A 16,160-nucleotide genomic window follows, 5' to 3' on the forward strand; every position below is an offset into this window, starting at 1 on the left:
GGAAATGAAAAAACAAGTTATTGCTTATCTTCTTATATTATTAATTGGTGCACAGTTACTTGTGCAGTTTGGATATATGAAAGCTGATGCAAAAGGGCCTTCAGTTATTCCGAAAGAGGCCGTTCGATTGCGAATTTTAGCAAATAGCGATTCAGATAAAGATCAGGCATTAAAGCGTAAAGTGCGTGATGAAGTAAAAGCACAAATTGATGGATGGGTAGCGGATTTAACTTCATTTGAAGAGGCGCGCAAAGTAATTCAAAGTCATATTCCAGAAATCGAGAAAACGGTGGAAAATACGTTAAAAAGAGAAGGAAGTAAAGAATCATTTCAAGTGAAATTTAGTAAGAATGTAAAGTTTCCTACAAAGGTATATGGGAATTTTATTTATCCAGCAGGAGAATATGAAGCGGTATTGATTACAATTGGAGAAGGTGAAGGGGCGAACTGGTGGTGTGTATTATTTCCACCAATGTGTTTCTTAGATTTTTCGAGTGGGACAGCTGTAAGAAAAGAAGAGCACGTTGTGAAGGCGGAATCTCCTGAAGAGGAGCAGGTGAAACAACTAGATGAGGAAGTAGTAAATACAGAAGAGAAGAAAGTGGATAAGGTAAAAGAAACGAAAGTTGTAAAACAGGAAGTAGTAAAAAAAGTAACATCTTCTGAAAAGAAAGTAGTAAAAAATGAAACAAAAGTCGAAGAGCAGCCTGTAAGCAAAGAAGAAACAAAAACTGTGGAAAAAGTGGAGAAACCTGTGGAGAAAAAACAAGAAAAGCAAAATGAGTATGTAAAAGTAGAAGAGGAAGAAGAAAAGCCAGAAGTTAAATTGTTTATTGTAGAAGCTTTTACATCTTTATTCTCTAAATAGTACTATTAATAAATCCCTCCTCATATATAAAAATGAGGAGGGATTTATTATGAAGAAAGTGTATTTTGCTACGAAGGCAGATGTGGAAAGATTACATTCTTTTTTCGGACAAGCTAATAAAAAAGATGATAAAATAAATGAGTTGTACGCACAATTTATGATTTTGGAAGAGGCGGAGGAAATACGAGCTGTAATTGGTTATGAACAAAGTGGGGAAGATGTACTTATTCGTTCTTGTTTATTCACACCTCATGTGGATAAACAGACTTTCTTATATTTTTTTGAAATGTTTTTGCAGTATATGAAAGAAAAAAGTGTTCAACAATTGTACTTACTAACAAACCATCCACAATCTGTACCAATCTTTCAGTTCTTTGACTTTTTTACTATAGAAAAGGATGAGGTTCCAGAGGGAATTCAACAGTTAGAACATTTTTGTAAAAATATAAAAGAGCAGAATGCAATAATACTAAATTGTCAGCTATTCACAAAGTTATCCACGGATTAATTAGGTTTATCCACATTTTGTGGATAAACCTTGTTTGTCTTTTGGATAAATCTCATAGTAAACTAAAAATAGACAAGTATTTAAGGGTAGAAAAGGACGTGGAAAAAAATGCATACAAATATGTGGGTTGTGGATAATGTTGTGGAAAGAAAAAAATATTATCCACAGTTACAAGAAGCAGCAAAATTATTAAGAGAAAATGAGGCGGTTGCTTTCCCTACGGAAACAGTATATGGGTTAGGTGCAAACGCGATGGATGATGAAGCAATCGCAAAAATTTTCGAAGCGAAAGGAAGACCGAGTGATAATCCACTTATTGTCCACATAGGTACAAAATCTCAGTTAGATGGCATTGTGAAAGAAATTCCACCAGTTGCAGAGAAGTTAATGGCGCATTTTTGGCCAGGGCCATTAACAATTATTTTGCCGAGAAAAGAAGGGATTTCAGAGAAGGTGACCGCAGGACTTAATACGGTTGGAGTAAGAATGCCTGATCATCCAATTGCACTTGCTCTTATTGAAGAGGCGAATGTACCTGTTGCGGCACCAAGTGCGAATCGTTCAGGGCGTCCAAGTCCAACATTAGCTTCTCACGTATATGAAGATTTGAATGGGAAGATTGCAGGTATTGTTGATGGTGGTGCAACTGGAGTAGGCGTTGAATCAACTGTAATTGATTGTACAAGCGCGGTTCCAACAATATTACGTCCAGGTGGGATTACGAAAGAACAATTAGAAGCAGTGATAGGTACCGTTTCTTTAGATCCAGCTTTAAAGGATGAGAAGGAAAAACCGAAATCACCTGGAATGAAATACACACATTATGCGCCGAAAGCACCACTTAGTATTGTTGAGGGCTCACGTGAGTTTATTCAGCATCTTGTAGATGAGAAAAAGGAAGAAGGATTTAAAGTAGGCGTATTAACGACGGAAGAGTATCAGCATGTATATAGCGCAGATGTTATATTATCTTGTGGTGTTCGAAGTGACTTAGCTAGCGTTGCGACTAAATTATATGATGTACTTAGAACATTTGATGCAAGTGAAGTGGATGTTATTTTTAGTGAGTCGTTCCCTAATGAAGGAATAGGAAATGCTATTATGAATCGTTTAACAAAAGCGGCAGGACATCATATTATTATTGAATGATAAGGTACGATTAGCAAACAGAATATTTCTCCTTGGATAAGCATATTGTGAAGTAGCACGTCCAAGGAGGGGCATGAATGACGTTTGAACAGCTAATACCTTTAATAATTATGGCATTCGCCTTAGGGATGGATGCGTTCTCGGTGAGTCTTGGTATGGGGATGATGCCTCTAAAGTTAAGACAAATCCTGTATATTGGTATGACGATAGGGATATTTCATATTATTATGCCGTTTATAGGAATGGTACTAGGTCGTTTTTTATCAGAGAAATATGGAGATATTGCACATTTTGCGGGTGCTATTTTATTAATCGGACTAGGTTTTTATATCGTATATTCGACCATTTTACAAAATGAAGAGACTAGAACTGCCCCTATTGGAATTAGCTTATTCGTATTTGCATTTGGCGTTAGTATAGATAGTTTCTCAGTAGGGCTTAGTCTTGGTATTTATGGGGCACAAACAATCATTACAATATTACTTTTTGGATTTGTTAGCATGTTATTAGCGTGGATTGGTTTATTAATTGGGAGACATGCGAAAGATATGCTCGGTACATATGGTGAGATAGTAGGTGGTATCATTTTGGTTGGATTTGGATTATATATCCTTTTTCCTATATAATTTTATGTAGGAGGGAATTATGAACAAGCTATTGGAATGGTATGTTAAGTTTTTAACCTTCTTTCCTCGATGGCTAAGAATACTTATAATTTGGGGTATTATTTTGCAAATTTCGATGTTAGGTTGGATTAAGTTAATTCGTGAATGGTGAGATGGTTCCTTTCTGTGAATATTTTGTTGGTACTATATTTATTGCACTAAAAATTACAGATATAGAAAGGATGAGATGAATGACGAGATTGAAGCAAGTTTTTGGTGTTATTATTAGTTTTTTTGTTTTTTGGTTTAGTATGCTCGGTGTACAAATGTTTGCTGAGTTTTTAGATATTGAGTCATTGAAATTTGTTGCGGGAAAGACTGAGGCGGCGCGTGCCTTTTACTCTCCGTACCCGTTTTTAATTGTTTTTCTTATTACACTGCTTTCCCTATACTTCTTCGTAATTAAGCTAGGGAAACCGAAAAAAGAAAAACTGCCTACTTTAGAGGAAAAGAAGGAAGAATTACAATGATAAAAATCCCCTGCTAAAAAGCAGGGGATTTTTATGTTTAAGTGATGGCAGGAATCGATTCTGAGCGAGCCGCTTCCACTTTTAGATATTATCCAGTTCCAGTGGCCAGCTCTTCGCATCTAAGAACCTCCCGCACGAAAGGTAAAAAGCACCTTTTGTGCGAGAGAACCTTAGCTGGTCAGAGCTAAACGGGCCAATTCCACTTTTAAACTGGCCTAACTAATTCAAATTGTTCTCCTAATTTTGCATAGTTGTGTCCTGCTAGGCGGCTTATTGGTTTGAGTCCTTCTGCGTGAATGCGCCCTTTTTCATATAGATGTTCGGCAACGTGGAAACGAACGACGCGTCCAATTAGTAGATCACAAGCTGGTGAGTCTTCTGTTCCACCAAGTGGAATTGCACGTTCTAATACGCATTCCATTCGAATATTTGCTTCTTTTACACCTGGAACGGAGATGACTTCACTTTCAATTGGTGTTAGTTTTGCTAGTTCAATTTCACTTTCATTTGGCGGGAGATTAGCTGCTGTTTCATTAATTGCTGCTACATATGATTCGTCAGAAATATGTACGACAAATTCACCTTTTTCAATTGCGTTTCGGGAAGTGTCCTTTCTTTCTCCGGCTTTTCGTTGTACAGATACTGAGATAAGTGGTGGATTAGCAGCGACAATATTAAAATAACTATATGGTGCGCCGTTTAATACACCGTCTTTTGTTAAAGAAGTAACGAATGCGACAGGGCGAGGGATGATACTTCCAGTAAGTAATTTGTAATTATCTTTTTCAGTTTGTTCATTTGGATTAATGGATAACATGCTTGTAATCCCCTTTCTAAATATGAATACTTATTGTTTGTTTACAAGATAACGATGAGAAAATCCTGCTGGAAATAATATTTTGTTTCATAAAAAGAACTTACTTCAATTGTAATGAAGTAAGTTCTTTTTCAAGAATCTCAAATCTGAGATAAAAATTAAAGTAAAACGTATGCGCCAGGTCCGATTAAAGCTACACCAACAGCAACAGCGATTAACATTAAGTTATATTCATATCCATTTTGTGTTACCCAGTAACCATTTTTTCCGTGAACAGTGAAGATAGCCATTAACATTGTTCCAACGATAAATAATGAACCAACTACAATGAAAATACCTGATGCGAATAAGAAACCACCTAGTAATTCAGTTGCGCCAGCCATAAATGCCATAAATACACCAGGGCGTAAACCGATTGACTCCATCCAGCCACCTGTTCCTTTTAAACCGTAACCGCCGAACCAACCAAATAATTTTTGAGCGCCATGACCCATGAATGTAATTCCTATAATAAGACGAATAATAAGTAGACCGAAATCCATCATTTTTAAAAACCTCCTAAAAGTTATTAACTTACCTTACGTAAGTAATAATAAAATAGTTACTTACTTTAGTCAAGTGGATTTTGAAAAAAGTTTGAATTAAATTTTACAAATTAACAACAAAAAATAAAATGTGGTAAAGACCTCTAGACAAGTTGGGCAAAAAAAGAGAAAATATAAATAGAAGTTAACTTCTTATTGTTATTCAGACAATCAGAATTGACTGGAATTTTGTGAAGCGCTACAATAAGAGTCTATTAGTAATGACGTAATTTATTTCGAAAGCGTTTTTACAGTATAATATTCGAAGTATGAAGTCTTACATGTATCCCGAGCTTTACTAGGGATTGCCCTATAAACTTTTAGGTAAATTATAAGGAGGACTATCCTATGTTTAAAAAATTATTCGGTCTTGGTTCAAAAACAAATGAAGAAACAATCGTAGCTCCATTAACTGGAGCAGTGAAAAATATTGAAGAAGTACCAGATCCAGTATTCGCTGGTCGTATGATGGGTGACGGTGTTGCAATCGATCCTACTGAAGGTGTAGTTGTATCTCCAGTTGATGGTGAAATCGTACAATTATTCCACACAAAACATGCTATCGGAATTAAAGCGAAAAATGGCACAGAAATTTTAATCCACGTTGGATTAGAAACTGTAAAAATGGAAGGCGAAGGTTTCGAAGCTCACGTTTCTGAAGGCCAAGCTGTAAAAGCTGGAGATAAATTAATCTCATTCGACTTAGAATTAATCCGTGAAAAAGCGAAAAGCACAATTACTCCAATCGTTATTACAAACACAGATGCAGCTGAGTCTATTAAGACAACTGTAGGCGTAACAGCTACAAAAGGTTCAACAGAAGTAATGAAAGTTACAATGAAATAATTGCTGTATAAGAGGAATCCGTTTCGTATGAAATGGATTCCTTATTTTTGTTGCATATTCAGTAGGTATGTTAAAATACTCTGGGCACTTGGAAATAGGGTTTCACATATATGTGGATAAGGCGCATTTTTCTTAGAAAAAATATAAGAGAAATGCGCCTTTTGTATATTCACATTTCTTTTGTTCTATTCTAATGTAAGTTATGATGAGTGGTAAGAAATCGAATATAGGGGTGGGTTTGGATGAAACGAGTATTATTTGTTTGTACTGGCAATACATGTCGTAGTCCAATGGCTGAGGCGTTGCTTCGTCATCACGGAGGAGATAGGTTTGAAGTACAATCTGCCGGTGTTTTCGCCTATCCTGGGAGCGATGCATCGGTACATGCGAAGGAAGCTTTAGCTGAAAAAGGGATTTCAATTGACCATACCGCGCAGCAAGTAAATGAAACTTTGCTTGATTGGGCTGATATTGTCGTAACGATGACAGAAAATCATAAACAAATTGTACTTGGGCATTATCCGAGTGTTGAAAAGAAATTGAATACGTTATATGGATTAACTGAAGGTATAGGCAAGGACATTTCAGATCCATTTGGAGGCTCGCTTTCTATTTATAAAGAAACGTTAGATGAGATGGAAAAACTTGTACAAACTTTACTGAAAAAACATTCGGTAGGTTGATGTTTCGTGTATAATACGATATTGGAGATCACTTCCTCCTATTAAGGTAGCGAGTGTGAAATGAAGATAATTGATTGAAACTTTGGAGGGGTAAAAATGAAAGTAGTAATAGCATCTGATCACGGCGGTATGAATATCCGCAAAGAACTTGTAAATTTATTAGAAGAGTTAAATATTGAATATGTTGATTTAGGTTGTGAATGTGAAGCTGGTTCTGTTGATTACCCTGACTTTGCGTTTCCAGCAGCTGAAATGGTAGCGAATGGTGAAGTGGATCGTGGTATTTTAGTTTGTGGGACAGGCATTGGTATGTCAATCGCAGCAAACAAAGTAAATGGTATCCGTTGTGCGTTAGTTCATGATACTTTCAGCGCGAAAGCAACGAGAGAGCATAATGACACTAACATGCTAGCAATGGGCGAGCGTGTAATTGGTGCTGGTCTAGCGCGTGATATCGCGAAAATCTGGTTAACAACTGACTATGAAGGTGGTCGTCACGAAAACCGCGTAGGAAAAATTAAAACATACGAAACAAAGTAATACATTCTAACTATCAGTAGTGTGAAATATAATTTGGTGAACCAACCTGTGAAAGGAAGAGGCGTAATGACAGAAATCGTAAAGGTAAGAGAACAGCTACAAATGTCGCTTTCTGATTTCCAAGAACAAGCTTCATTACAAAGCGGTCAATTTTTTGTAGTGGGTTGTAGCACGAGTGAAGTGCTAGGCGAAAGAATTGGAACATCAGGAACGATGGAAGTAGCAGAGGCGATTTTTTCTGAGTTAAAACAATTTCAAGAGCAAACAGGTATTGAATTAGCGTTTCAATGTTGTGAGCATTTAAACCGTGCTTTAGTGGTTGAGAGAGAAGTAGCGATAAAATATCAATTTGAAATTGTAACAGTTACGCCTGTTAGATCAGCAGGTGGTGCATTGGGGACATATGCGTATCACAATTTGAAAGATCCGGTAGTAGTTGAGTTTATTAAAGCAGATGCAGGAATGGATATTGGTGATACGTTTATTGGTATGCATTTAAAACATGTAGCTGTCCCGGTTCGTACAAGTGTGAAGGCAATTGGAAGTGCACATGTAACGATGGCCAAAACACGTGGAAAACTAATAGGTGGAGCACGTGCTGTTTACGCGGTGGCGGAAGAGACTACCACTTGCAGTTAAATATGAGAAATTAGGAAGTCATATAGTAGCTGTTTATCATAAGATAAAAGGTATGTTGTCTGACTTTATAGTAGAAGAAAGAAAAGACCGATTTTCGGTCTTTTTTTTCTTTTATGATATAGAAAGTCATGTTAGAATGTAGTTGAAAACATGAAGGTTCGAAAGAATTACAACCTGAATTTTCGTTTTTTCTGAATAAATAAGAAAAAACTGTTGGGAATTGATGTAATTCGTTCAGAAAAGGGGGATTTTGGTGGATCATTTAAAACGTCAAGATGAAAAGGTATTTGCTGCAATTGAGGCAGAACTAGGAAGACAGCGTTCGAAGATTGAGTTAATTGCTTCGGAAAACTTCGTAAGTGAAGCAGTAATGGAGGCGCAAGGTTCTGTTTTAACGAATAAGTATGCTGAAGGATATCCTGGAAAACGTTATTATGGTGGCTGTGAACACGTAGACGTAGTAGAAGATATCGCACGTGATCGCGTGAAAGAAATTTTCGGCGCAGAGCACGTAAATGTTCAACCACACTCTGGTGCACAAGCGAACATGGCAGTATACTTCACGATTTTAGAGCAAGGCGATACAGTACTTGGTATGAATTTATCTCATGGTGGTCACTTAACACACGGAAGCCCTGTTAACTTCAGTGGAGTACAATATAATTTCGTAGAATATGGCGTGGATGCTGACTCTCACCGTATTAATTACGATGATGTATTAGCAAAAGCGAAAGAACATAAACCAAAATTAATCGTTGCAGGTGCAAGTGCATACCCTCGTGTTATCGATTTCAAGCGATTCCGTGAGATTGCAGATGAAGTGGGCGCTTATTTAATGGTTGATATGGCACATATCGCTGGTTTAGTAGCTGCTGGTTTACATCCGAATCCAGTACCACATGCACATTTCGTTACAACGACAACACATAAAACGTTACGTGGCCCGCGTGGTGGTATGATTTTATGTGAAGAGCAATTTGCAAAACAAATTGATAAATCAATCTTCCCTGGTATTCAAGGTGGTCCACTTATGCACGTAATCGCTGCAAAAGCTGTTGCGTTTGGTGAAGCACTTCAAGATGATTTCAAAACATATGCACAAAATATCATTAACAATGCGAACCGCTTAGCTGAAGGTCTTCAAAAAGAAGGACTTACACTTGTTTCTGGCGGAACAGACAATCACTTAATCTTGATTGATGTTCGTAACTTAGAAATCACAGGTAAAGTAGCAGAGCACGTATTAGATGAAGTTGGTATTACAGTGAACAAAAATACAATTCCATTTGAAACAGCAAGCCCATTTGTAACAAGTGGTGTACGTATCGGTACAGCAGCTGTAACATCTCGTGGTTTCGGTTTAGAAGAAATGGATGAAATTGCGTCACTTATTGCTTATACATTAAAAAATCATGAAAATGAAGCTGCATTAGAAGAAGTACGTAAGCGTGTAGAAGCGTTAACTAGCAAATTCCCAATGTATCCAAATCTATAATAGATTGAAGAAGACTGCCGAGACTTAATTGTTTTGGCGGTCTTTTTTGTGGACATATATTATTTTTAAAGTATGTATACAAATGATGAATAAATTTTGGCGATATAATGAAGGATACAGCTCCCATAATTGGTAAAGATACTAGATAGATTCATCGTAAAATCATGATTTTGCCAAATTTGCCCTTGAATATTAGTAGCGTTTTCTTTACAATCGTAAATAGTGTAAAAAAGCGTGCAAACGCATGAATATCATCTAAAGGAGAGATTCACATGGGAAAACTGTATGTATTTGATCACCCGTTAATTCAACATAAGATTACATATATTCGCGATAAGAATACAGGTACGAAAGATTTTCGTGAATTAGTGGACGAAGTAGCAAGCTTAATGGCTTTCGAAATTACTCGCGACCTTCCGCTTAAGGACATCGAAATTGAAACGCCTGTAAGCAAAGCGACAACAAAAGTGATCGCTGGTAAAAAACTTGGTTTAATTCCGATTTTACGTGCAGGTTTAGGAATGGTTGATGGAATTCTGAAATTAATTCCAGCAGCAAAAGTAGGACACGTTGGTTTATACCGTGACCCTAAAACATTGCAACCGGTAGAATACTATGTGAAACTTCCAACGGATGTAGAAGAGCGCGACTTTATCGTACTAGATCCGATGCTAGCAACAGGTGGTTCTGCGGCTGAAGCGATTAACTCTCTGAAAAAGCGCGGTGCGAAACAAATTAAATTAATGTGTATCGTTGCAGCTCCAGAAGGGGTAAAAGTAGTACAAGAAGAACATCCTGATGTTGATATTTATGTAGCAGCATTAGATGAGAAATTAAATGACCACGGATATGTAGTACCAGGTCTTGGTGATGCTGGTGACCGTTTATTCGGAACGAAGTAAGACAACTGACGAGCAGGGGAGATTCCCCTGCTCGTTTTTTTTTGCTGCAAGCAAGTAGGGGAGGGGGAGGATAAATATACATCGTATATACAACATAAGTTGCATACACATCACATATAATATAGAAGTCTTACGTCTGAGGAACACTATATTATGGAAGGAAAGCGTTATATCTCGAAAATATAATAGTGACAAACTTGTGAACATTTCCTTCTATTATAAAGAGAAAACTGTTAGAAATTGCATATATGTAACCAGTATTTAGAAGGGGAACGTTTTCATTTTTGGGAGGAAATGCCTAATACTCAAATTTTTAGATTTTTTACGATTTCTCGTTGACACTGTTAATACCCTATTGTATGCTAACAACGGGGATAGATGGTAGGGCTTTCAGTGACAAAATTACATCTATTCCGTGACGAAAATGTAAACTTTTTGTTTTGTATAGGATTTATGCAAAAAAATGAGTTATTATTAACACATCGTGAATGAGGGTTACATATTGGAGGGATGAATCCTTGCAAAAAAACGATCGCAGCCATATAAAAGCATATGCTTTAATGTCAGGAATTCTTGCTCAGTTAGTCGGTTCTATACTTGTTGGAATCTTTGGTGGGCAGTGGATTGATAATAAGGTTGGAACGTTTCCATTGTTTCTTATTATAGGGTTATTACTCGGGTTAGGAACAGGGGTATACGCAATGATTCGACTCATTCGACATTACTATTCGGGAGAGCAATGATGATAGACGTACATGGACTTGTCCAAAGACAAAAGAAATATATGTACTACTTGCTTGCGCTTCTAGTGCTAGGATGGGGATTTACCTCTTACAAGGATGTATTTCTTGGGCTGATTATCGGAACGATTTTCAGTTTTCTTAGTTTGCGCATCATTGCACGTAGAACAGACAAGCTGTTAGATCGCGTAACAAATGGAGAAAACGTGAAGTTTAAGGCGACAGCTGTAAGTACATATTCAAGATTCGCCACGATTGGGTTATTAATTTTATTTGCAGCCAAATATCAAGAGTTAATTGCGATGTGGGGCTTAGGTGTAGGATTGCTGACAGGATACCTTGTCATGATCATAGATTTTCTTTATTTAGAGTATAAGAGCAGGGAAGAGAGGTGAATTACTAGTGGAACACGGTAAATTAGTTGAATTTCTAGGTTTAACGTTCGATTTGTCATCAGTTATGATGGTTACTGTAGCAGCAGTTATTGTTTTCTTAATCGCTGTTATCGGAACTCGCAGCTTAGCCCTTCGCCCAACCGGGATGCAAAACTTCATGGAATGGGTGTTTGACTTCGTGAAAGGGATTATCAATAGTACGATGGACTGGAAAACAGGTGGACGTTTCTTAACGCTTGGCGTTACGCTTATCATGTTTATCATCGTATCGAACTTCCTTGGTTTACCATTCATGTATTCAGCAACTGAAGCTGGCGAACATATTGCATGGTGGAGGTCACCAACGTCTGATCCAGCAGTTACATTAACATTAGCCGTGATGGTAGTTACCCTCACCCATTATTATGGAATTAAGATGAAGGGTACGAAAGAGTATGTTAAAGGTTATTTCCAACCTATGAAATTCTTATTCCCATTAAAGGTTATTGAGGAGTTTGCTAACACATTAACGTTAGGTCTTCGTTTATTCGGTAACATTTATGCAGGTGAGATCTTATTAGGATTACTTGCTAAGTTAGGCGGGGCATCATTCCTTGGAGCATTAGGTGCGCTTGTACCAATGTTAGCATGGATGGGATTCAGTGTATTCGTTGGATCAATCCAAGCATTTATTTTCGTTATGTTAACGATGGTTTATATGGCTCATAAAGTAAGTCATGACCATTAATATAATTTAAGTAAGAAAAAATTTATTTTTTTATAATACAAAGGAGGACAAATTAAATGAGTTTAGGTGTAATCGCAGCTGCAATTGCAATTGGTTTATCAGCATTAGGTGCAGGTATTGGTAACGGTCTTATCGTATCACGTACAATCGAAGGTGTTGCTCGTCAACCAGAATTAAAAGGCGCACTTCAAACAATTATGTTCATCGGGGTTGCTTTAGTTGAGGCACTTCCAATCATCGGTGTAGTTATTGCATTCATCGTAATGAACAAATAAGGGAGACTCCCCTTACATAGATGGCGAAGAGTGTTTTTCCGAACTTTCTTCGCCATTGCTTTATGAACGAAACGTATGTCTTTTTTTTTCATATGATCAATTTAGATATTTTGAAGGGAGTGAATCCTTGTGCCAACTTTATTATTAGGAGCTGCCATTCCATTTGGAACGATTGCTTATACATTGTTCATTTTCTTAATTCTATTAGTAATGCTACGCAAATTTGCGTGGGGTCCTTTAATGGGAATTATGAAAGAACGTGAAGAGCATGTTACTAATGAAATCGACGCTGCAGAAAGAAGTAACGCTGAAGCGAAGAAGTTAGTAGAAGAACAACGTGAAATGTTAAAACAATCACGTGTTGAAGCACAAGAGTTAATCGAAAGAGCGAAAAAACAAGCTGTAGATCAAAAGGATGTTATTGTTGCTGCTGCGAAAGAAGAAGCAGAATCAATTAAAGCATCTGCTGTACAAGAAATTCAACGCGAAAAAGAGCAAGCGATTGCTGCTTTACAAGAACAAGTCGCTTCTTTATCTGTTCAAATTGCTTCTAAAGTAATTGAAAAAGAATTAAAAGAAGAAGATCAAGTTAAGTTAATTCGCGATTATATTAAAGAAGTAGGAGAAGCGCGATGAGCAATGGGATTGTAGCAAAACGTTATGCTGTCGCTCTTTTTAAAATTGCAAAAGAAAAACACGTATTAGAAATGTTTGAAGAAGAATTACGCCTTGTACAAAACGTTTATGTAAAGAACGGAGAACTACATAGCTTTTTAACGCAACCGAACATTTCAAAAGAGCAGAAGAAAACGTTTCTTGCAAACGTATTCGGATCTGTTTCTGAATCAATTTTAAATACGTTATATATTTTAATTGATAACAAGCGTATTGATATCTTACCTGAAATTGCAGATGAATATGTTGTTCTTGCTAATGAAGAACGTAACGTAGCGGATGCAACTGTATATTCTATTCGTCTTCTATCTGAAGAAGAGAAGCTTAACATTGCAGAAGCATTTGCAAAGAGAACGGGAAAAGATGCAATTCGCGTGAAAAATGTTGTAGATGAAGATTTACTAGGCGGAATTAAAGTACGCATTGGAAATCGCATTTATGACGGAAGTTTACAAGGAAAATTAGCACGTATTCAGCGTGAATTAATGAAGAATAGATAGGGGTGAAGCACATGAGCATCAGAGCTGAAGAAATTAGCGCACTGATAAAGCAACAAATCGAGAACTATCAGTCTGAAATCGAAGTTAGTGATGTTGGTACAGTTATCCAAGTTGGTGACGGTATTGCGCGTGCTCATGGTCTTGATAACGTTATGGCTGGTGAGCTTGTAGAGTTCTCTAACGGCGTTATGGGACTAGCACAAAACTTAGAGGAAAACAACGTAGGTATTATCATTTTAGGACCTTACACAGAAATCCGTGAAGGTGACGAAGTTCGTCGTACTGGTCGCATCATGCAAGTACCAGTAGGAAAAGAACTAATTGGTCGTGTTGTAAACCCATTAGGTCAACCAGTTGATGGTTTAGGCCCAATCAATACAACAAACACTCGTCCAATCGAAAGTCCAGCACCAGGTGTAATGGATCGTAAATCTGTTCATGAGCCACTTCAAACAGGTATTAAAGCGATCGACGCTCTTGTACCAATTGGCCGTGGTCAACGTGAGTTAATCATCGGTGACCGTCAAACTGGTAAAACAGCAGTTGCACTTGATACAATCATTAACCAAAAAGATGAAGATATGATTTGTATCTATGTAGCTATCGGACAAAAAGAATCAACTGTACGTAACGTAGTAGAAACACTACGTAAGCACGGTGCATTAGAGTACACAATCGTTGTAACTGCATCTGCTTCTCAACCAGCTCCATTATTATACTTAGCTCCTTATGCTGGTGTAACAATGGGTGAAGAGTTCATGTACAATGGTAAACACGTATTAGTAGTATATGATGACTTATCAAAACAAGCAGCGGCTTACCGTGAGCTGTCATTACTATTACGTCGTCCTCCAGGTCGTGAAGCTTATCCAGGGGATGTATTCTACTTACATTCTCGCTTATTAGAGCGTGCAGCAAAATTAAGTGATGCAAGAGGCGGCGGTTCTTTAACTGCACTACCTTTCATCGAAACACAAGCAGGGGACGTATCAGCATACATCCCAACAAACGTAATTTCTATTACGGATGGACAAATCTTCTTACAATCTGACCTATTCTTCTCTGGCGTACGTCCAGCGATTGATGCGGGTACTTCTGTATCTCGTGTAGGTGGATCTGCTCAGATTAAAGCAATGAGTAAAGTATCAGGTACACTTCGTCTTGACCTTGCATCTTACCGTGAGTTAGAAGCGTTCGCTCAGTTCGGTTCTGACCTTGATAAAGCAACTCAAGCGAAATTAAACCGTGGTGCTCGTACTGTTGAGGTATTAAAACAAGGATTACACAAACCGTTACGTGTAGAGAAACAAGTTATCATTCTTTACGCTTTAACACGTGGATTCCTAGATGATATCCCGGTAGTAGATATCACTCGTTTCGAAGAAGAATTCCATGCTTGGTTAGATTCTAATGCGACTGACTTATTAGAAGAAATCCGCACAACTAAGAAACTTGCGGATGACGACAAATTTGCAGCAGCAATTAACGGATTTAAAAAAGTATTCGTAGCTTCTGAATAATAATAAAAGTGAAGCCGACTGTTCAGCCCCATCGGCTAAGAGGCGGAACTAGATTAATAAAAGCGGAAGCGGCTCGTACAAGCCGCCGACGCTAGATAATATATAAGGCATCTCAGCCTCTGAGATTGCTGACGGTTATGTAAAGGAAAAGAGTAGGTGCACCTATTCTTTTCCTTCAATCATGAGCAAGAATATCTTGCAACGTAGATTAGGAAGAGGATTCTTACTAATCGTGCCAACTTCCGGAAAAAAGGTGGTGAAAACCTGTGGCATCTTTACGCGATATAAAAGCGAAGATTACCTCGACAAAGAAAACGAGTCAAATTACGAAGGCGATGGAGATGGTATCTGCATCTAAGTTAAATCGTGCAGAGCAAAATGCTAAATCTTTCGTTCCGTATATGGAAAAGATTCAAGAAGTAGTAGCGAGCATTGCGCAAGGAAGTAAAGGAATTAATCATCCAATGCTAAATGCGCGTCCTGTAAAGCGTACAGGATACATCGTTATTACATCTGATCGCGGACTAGCAGGTGGTTATAACAGTAACGTATTACGTACAGTAAGTAACGTAATACGTGAACGTCATAATATGGATTCAAATCAATATTCAATTATTGTACTTGGACGACTAGGACGTGATTATTTAAAACGTCGCGGCTTTAACATCATTGATGAAGTAGTTGGATTATCTGACCACCCATCATTTACTGATATTAAAGATCTTGCTTCTCGAGCAATTGCGATGTTCGCAGATGGTGCTTATGATGAGCTGTATATTTACTACAACCATTACGTAAGTAAAATTTCACAAGAAGTAACGGAAAATAAAATTTTACCGCTTACTGATGTGGCGTCTGACAAACCGACGACAGCTTATGAATTCGAACCTTCTGAAGAAGAAATTTTAAAAGTATTATTGCCACAATACGCAGAAAGCTTAGTGTACGGTGCATTACTAGATGGTAAAGCAAGTGAGCACGCAGCGCGTATGACAGCAATGAAGAGTGCTACAGACAACGCAATGGAAGTTATCGATTCACTTACACTTTCATTCAACCGTGCGCGTCAGGCAGCGATTACGCAAGAAATTACGGAAATCGTTGGTGGAGCAGCAGCGTTAGAATAGTAATAAAAAGTGGAAGCGGCTCGTCCAGAACAGGA

Annotated in this window: 23 protein-coding genes; 21 read left to right on the forward strand and 2 right to left on the reverse strand. The window is 37.7% G+C overall.

The window, feature by feature from the left end; all coding sequences use genetic code 11:
- The first annotated feature begins 4 nt into the window (after positions 1–4).
- The 6 genes from spoIIR to MRP26_RS12745 all read left to right on the forward strand — a co-directional run bounded on the left by spoIIR (position 5) and on the right by MRP26_RS12745 (position 3,660).
- Positions 5–868: a stage II sporulation protein R gene (gene spoIIR / locus MRP26_RS12725; protein ID WP_000745068.1), complete on the forward strand. Its 864-nt coding sequence runs from the start codon at positions 5–7 to the stop codon at positions 866–868.
- A 49-nt stretch (positions 869–917) separates the two neighbouring features.
- Entirely contained in the window at positions 918–1,376 is a 459-nt protein-coding gene (locus MRP26_RS12730) for a GNAT family N-acetyltransferase (protein WP_000758437.1), read from the forward strand.
- 108 nt (positions 1,377–1,484) lie between these two features.
- Positions 1,485–2,525 carry an L-threonylcarbamoyladenylate synthase gene (locus MRP26_RS12735; protein WP_000557351.1) on the forward strand — a complete coding sequence of 347 codons (1,041 nt, stop codon included), beginning with the start codon at positions 1,485–1,487 and terminating at the stop codon, positions 2,523–2,525.
- A gap of 77 nt (positions 2,526–2,602) precedes the next feature.
- Positions 2,603–3,151 (forward strand): manganese efflux pump MntP, encoded by a 549-nt coding sequence (locus MRP26_RS12740; RefSeq protein ID WP_000142475.1) that lies wholly within the window; start codon positions 2,603–2,605, stop codon positions 3,149–3,151.
- A gap of 19 nt (positions 3,152–3,170) precedes the next feature.
- Complete coding sequence (locus MRP26_RS30770; RefSeq protein ID WP_023523564.1) at positions 3,171–3,302, forward strand: hypothetical protein; 132 nt, start codon at positions 3,171–3,173, stop codon at positions 3,300–3,302.
- A gap of 79 nt (positions 3,303–3,381) precedes the next feature.
- On the forward strand, positions 3,382–3,660 hold the full coding sequence (locus MRP26_RS12745) for a DUF3935 domain-containing protein (protein ID WP_023523563.1): 279 nt from the start codon (positions 3,382–3,384) through the stop codon (positions 3,658–3,660).
- A gap of 205 nt (positions 3,661–3,865) precedes the next feature.
- Here the strand turns inward: MRP26_RS12745 and MRP26_RS12750 are convergent, their stop codons facing one another.
- The gene (locus MRP26_RS12750) at positions 3,866–4,477 is read right to left on the reverse strand and encodes a flavin reductase family protein (RefSeq protein WP_000949046.1); all 612 of its coding nucleotides are present in this window, start codon (positions 4,475–4,477) and stop codon (positions 3,866–3,868) included.
- A 158-nt stretch (positions 4,478–4,635) separates the two neighbouring features.
- Positions 4,636–5,022 carry a DoxX family protein gene (locus tag MRP26_RS12755; RefSeq protein WP_000968616.1) on the reverse strand — a complete coding sequence of 129 codons (387 nt, stop codon included), beginning with the start codon at positions 5,020–5,022 and terminating at the stop codon, positions 4,636–4,638.
- A 387-nt stretch (positions 5,023–5,409) separates the two neighbouring features.
- Here MRP26_RS12755 and MRP26_RS12760 point away from each other — a divergent pair, with 387 nt between their 5' ends.
- From MRP26_RS12760 to atpG, 15 genes are all read left to right on the forward strand, one after another.
- A complete protein-coding gene (locus tag MRP26_RS12760; RefSeq protein ID WP_000473666.1) occupies positions 5,410–5,907 on the forward strand; it encodes a PTS sugar transporter subunit IIA in 498 nt (165 codons plus the stop codon).
- Positions 5,908–6,149: 242 nt separating this feature from the next.
- Positions 6,150–6,590, forward strand: coding sequence for a low molecular weight protein arginine phosphatase (locus tag MRP26_RS12765; protein ID WP_000832375.1), 441 nt, complete (start codon positions 6,150–6,152; stop codon positions 6,588–6,590).
- Between the two features lie 96 nt (positions 6,591–6,686).
- The gene (gene rpiB / locus MRP26_RS12770; protein ID WP_000869539.1) at positions 6,687–7,130 is read left to right on the forward strand and encodes a ribose 5-phosphate isomerase B; all 444 of its coding nucleotides are present in this window, start codon (positions 6,687–6,689) and stop codon (positions 7,128–7,130) included.
- Between the two features lie 66 nt (positions 7,131–7,196).
- Positions 7,197–7,769 (forward strand): TIGR01440 family protein, encoded by a 573-nt coding sequence (locus MRP26_RS12775; protein ID WP_242806180.1) that lies wholly within the window; start codon positions 7,197–7,199, stop codon positions 7,767–7,769.
- Between the two features lie 253 nt (positions 7,770–8,022).
- Positions 8,023–9,264 carry a serine hydroxymethyltransferase gene (gene glyA, locus MRP26_RS12780; RefSeq protein ID WP_000349806.1) on the forward strand — a complete coding sequence of 414 codons (1,242 nt, stop codon included), beginning with the start codon at positions 8,023–8,025 and terminating at the stop codon, positions 9,262–9,264.
- A gap of 272 nt (positions 9,265–9,536) precedes the next feature.
- Positions 9,537–10,166: a uracil phosphoribosyltransferase gene (gene upp, locus MRP26_RS12785; protein WP_000517539.1), complete on the forward strand. Its 630-nt coding sequence runs from the start codon at positions 9,537–9,539 to the stop codon at positions 10,164–10,166.
- 378 nt (positions 10,167–10,544) lie between these two features.
- Positions 10,545–10,658, forward strand: coding sequence for a DUF4024 domain-containing protein (locus MRP26_RS12790; protein ID WP_000232962.1), 114 nt, complete (start codon positions 10,545–10,547; stop codon positions 10,656–10,658).
- Positions 10,659–10,684: 26 nt separating this feature from the next.
- Entirely contained in the window at positions 10,685–10,909 is a 225-nt protein-coding gene (locus MRP26_RS12795; protein WP_001171223.1) for an AtpZ/AtpI family protein, read from the forward strand.
- Positions 10,909–11,301 carry an ATP synthase subunit I gene (locus MRP26_RS12800; protein ID WP_000567600.1) on the forward strand — a complete coding sequence of 131 codons (393 nt, stop codon included), beginning with the start codon at positions 10,909–10,911 and terminating at the stop codon, positions 11,299–11,301. The genes MRP26_RS12795 and MRP26_RS12800 overlap by 1 nt, the downstream gene beginning before the upstream one ends.
- Positions 11,302–11,308: 7 nt before the next feature.
- Positions 11,309–12,028 carry a F0F1 ATP synthase subunit A gene (gene atpB, locus MRP26_RS12805; RefSeq protein ID WP_000399870.1) on the forward strand — a complete coding sequence of 240 codons (720 nt, stop codon included), beginning with the start codon at positions 11,309–11,311 and terminating at the stop codon, positions 12,026–12,028.
- Between the two features lie 56 nt (positions 12,029–12,084).
- The gene (gene atpE, locus MRP26_RS12810; protein ID WP_000052064.1) at positions 12,085–12,303 is read left to right on the forward strand and encodes a F0F1 ATP synthase subunit C; all 219 of its coding nucleotides are present in this window, start codon (positions 12,085–12,087) and stop codon (positions 12,301–12,303) included.
- Positions 12,304–12,432: 129 nt separating this feature from the next.
- Positions 12,433–12,939 (forward strand): F0F1 ATP synthase subunit B, encoded by a 507-nt coding sequence (gene atpF, locus MRP26_RS12815; RefSeq protein WP_001142615.1) that lies wholly within the window; start codon positions 12,433–12,435, stop codon positions 12,937–12,939.
- The gene (gene atpH / locus MRP26_RS12820) at positions 12,936–13,478 is read left to right on the forward strand and encodes a F0F1 ATP synthase subunit delta (RefSeq protein WP_000064682.1); all 543 of its coding nucleotides are present in this window, start codon (positions 12,936–12,938) and stop codon (positions 13,476–13,478) included. The genes atpF and atpH overlap by 4 nt, the downstream gene beginning before the upstream one ends.
- An 11-nt stretch (positions 13,479–13,489) precedes the next feature.
- Positions 13,490–14,998 (forward strand): F0F1 ATP synthase subunit alpha, encoded by a 1,509-nt coding sequence (atpA, locus tag MRP26_RS12825; protein WP_000027521.1) that lies wholly within the window; start codon positions 13,490–13,492, stop codon positions 14,996–14,998.
- Positions 14,999–15,264: 266 nt separating this feature from the next.
- On the forward strand, positions 15,265–16,125 hold the full coding sequence (atpG, locus tag MRP26_RS12830) for a F0F1 ATP synthase subunit gamma (RefSeq protein ID WP_000157703.1): 861 nt from the start codon (positions 15,265–15,267) through the stop codon (positions 16,123–16,125).
- Positions 16,126–16,160: the final 35 nt, after the last annotated feature.

The organism is Bacillus sp. CCB-MMP212 (assembly GCF_022748145.1).
Taxonomy (GTDB): domain Bacteria; phylum Bacillota; class Bacilli; order Bacillales; family Bacillaceae_G; genus Bacillus_A; species Bacillus_A cereus.

Coding starts and splice junctions, on each gene's coding strand:
- spoIIR (WP_000745068.1), top strand. CDS start 5: ATGAAAAAACAAGTTATTGCTTATCTTCTTATATTATTAATTGGTGCA.
- MRP26_RS12730 (WP_000758437.1), top strand. CDS start 918: ATGAAGAAAGTGTATTTTGCTACGAAGGCAGATGTGGAAAGATTACAT.
- MRP26_RS12735 (WP_000557351.1), top strand. CDS start 1,485: ATGCATACAAATATGTGGGTTGTGGATAATGTTGTGGAAAGAAAAAAA.
- MRP26_RS12740 (WP_000142475.1), top strand. CDS start 2,603: ATGACGTTTGAACAGCTAATACCTTTAATAATTATGGCATTCGCCTTA.
- MRP26_RS30770 (WP_023523564.1), top strand. CDS start 3,171: ATGAACAAGCTATTGGAATGGTATGTTAAGTTTTTAACCTTCTTTCCT.
- MRP26_RS12745 (WP_023523563.1), top strand. CDS start 3,382: ATGACGAGATTGAAGCAAGTTTTTGGTGTTATTATTAGTTTTTTTGTT.
- MRP26_RS12750 (WP_000949046.1), bottom strand. CDS start 4,477: ATGTTATCCATTAATCCAAATGAACAAACTGAAAAAGATAATTACAAA.
- MRP26_RS12755 (WP_000968616.1), bottom strand. CDS start 5,022: ATGATGGATTTCGGTCTACTTATTATTCGTCTTATTATAGGAATTACA.
- MRP26_RS12760 (WP_000473666.1), top strand. CDS start 5,410: ATGTTTAAAAAATTATTCGGTCTTGGTTCAAAAACAAATGAAGAAACA.
- MRP26_RS12765 (WP_000832375.1), top strand. CDS start 6,150: ATGAAACGAGTATTATTTGTTTGTACTGGCAATACATGTCGTAGTCCA.
- rpiB (WP_000869539.1), top strand. CDS start 6,687: ATGAAAGTAGTAATAGCATCTGATCACGGCGGTATGAATATCCGCAAA.
- MRP26_RS12775 (WP_242806180.1), top strand. CDS start 7,197: ATGACAGAAATCGTAAAGGTAAGAGAACAGCTACAAATGTCGCTTTCT.
- upp (WP_000517539.1), top strand. CDS start 9,537: ATGGGAAAACTGTATGTATTTGATCACCCGTTAATTCAACATAAGATT.
- MRP26_RS12790 (WP_000232962.1), top strand. CDS start 10,545: ATGGTAGGGCTTTCAGTGACAAAATTACATCTATTCCGTGACGAAAAT.
- MRP26_RS12800 (WP_000567600.1), top strand. CDS start 10,909: ATGATAGACGTACATGGACTTGTCCAAAGACAAAAGAAATATATGTAC.
- atpE (WP_000052064.1), top strand. CDS start 12,085: ATGAGTTTAGGTGTAATCGCAGCTGCAATTGCAATTGGTTTATCAGCA.
- atpH (WP_000064682.1), top strand. CDS start 12,936: ATGAGCAATGGGATTGTAGCAAAACGTTATGCTGTCGCTCTTTTTAAA.
- atpA (WP_000027521.1), top strand. CDS start 13,490: ATGAGCATCAGAGCTGAAGAAATTAGCGCACTGATAAAGCAACAAATC.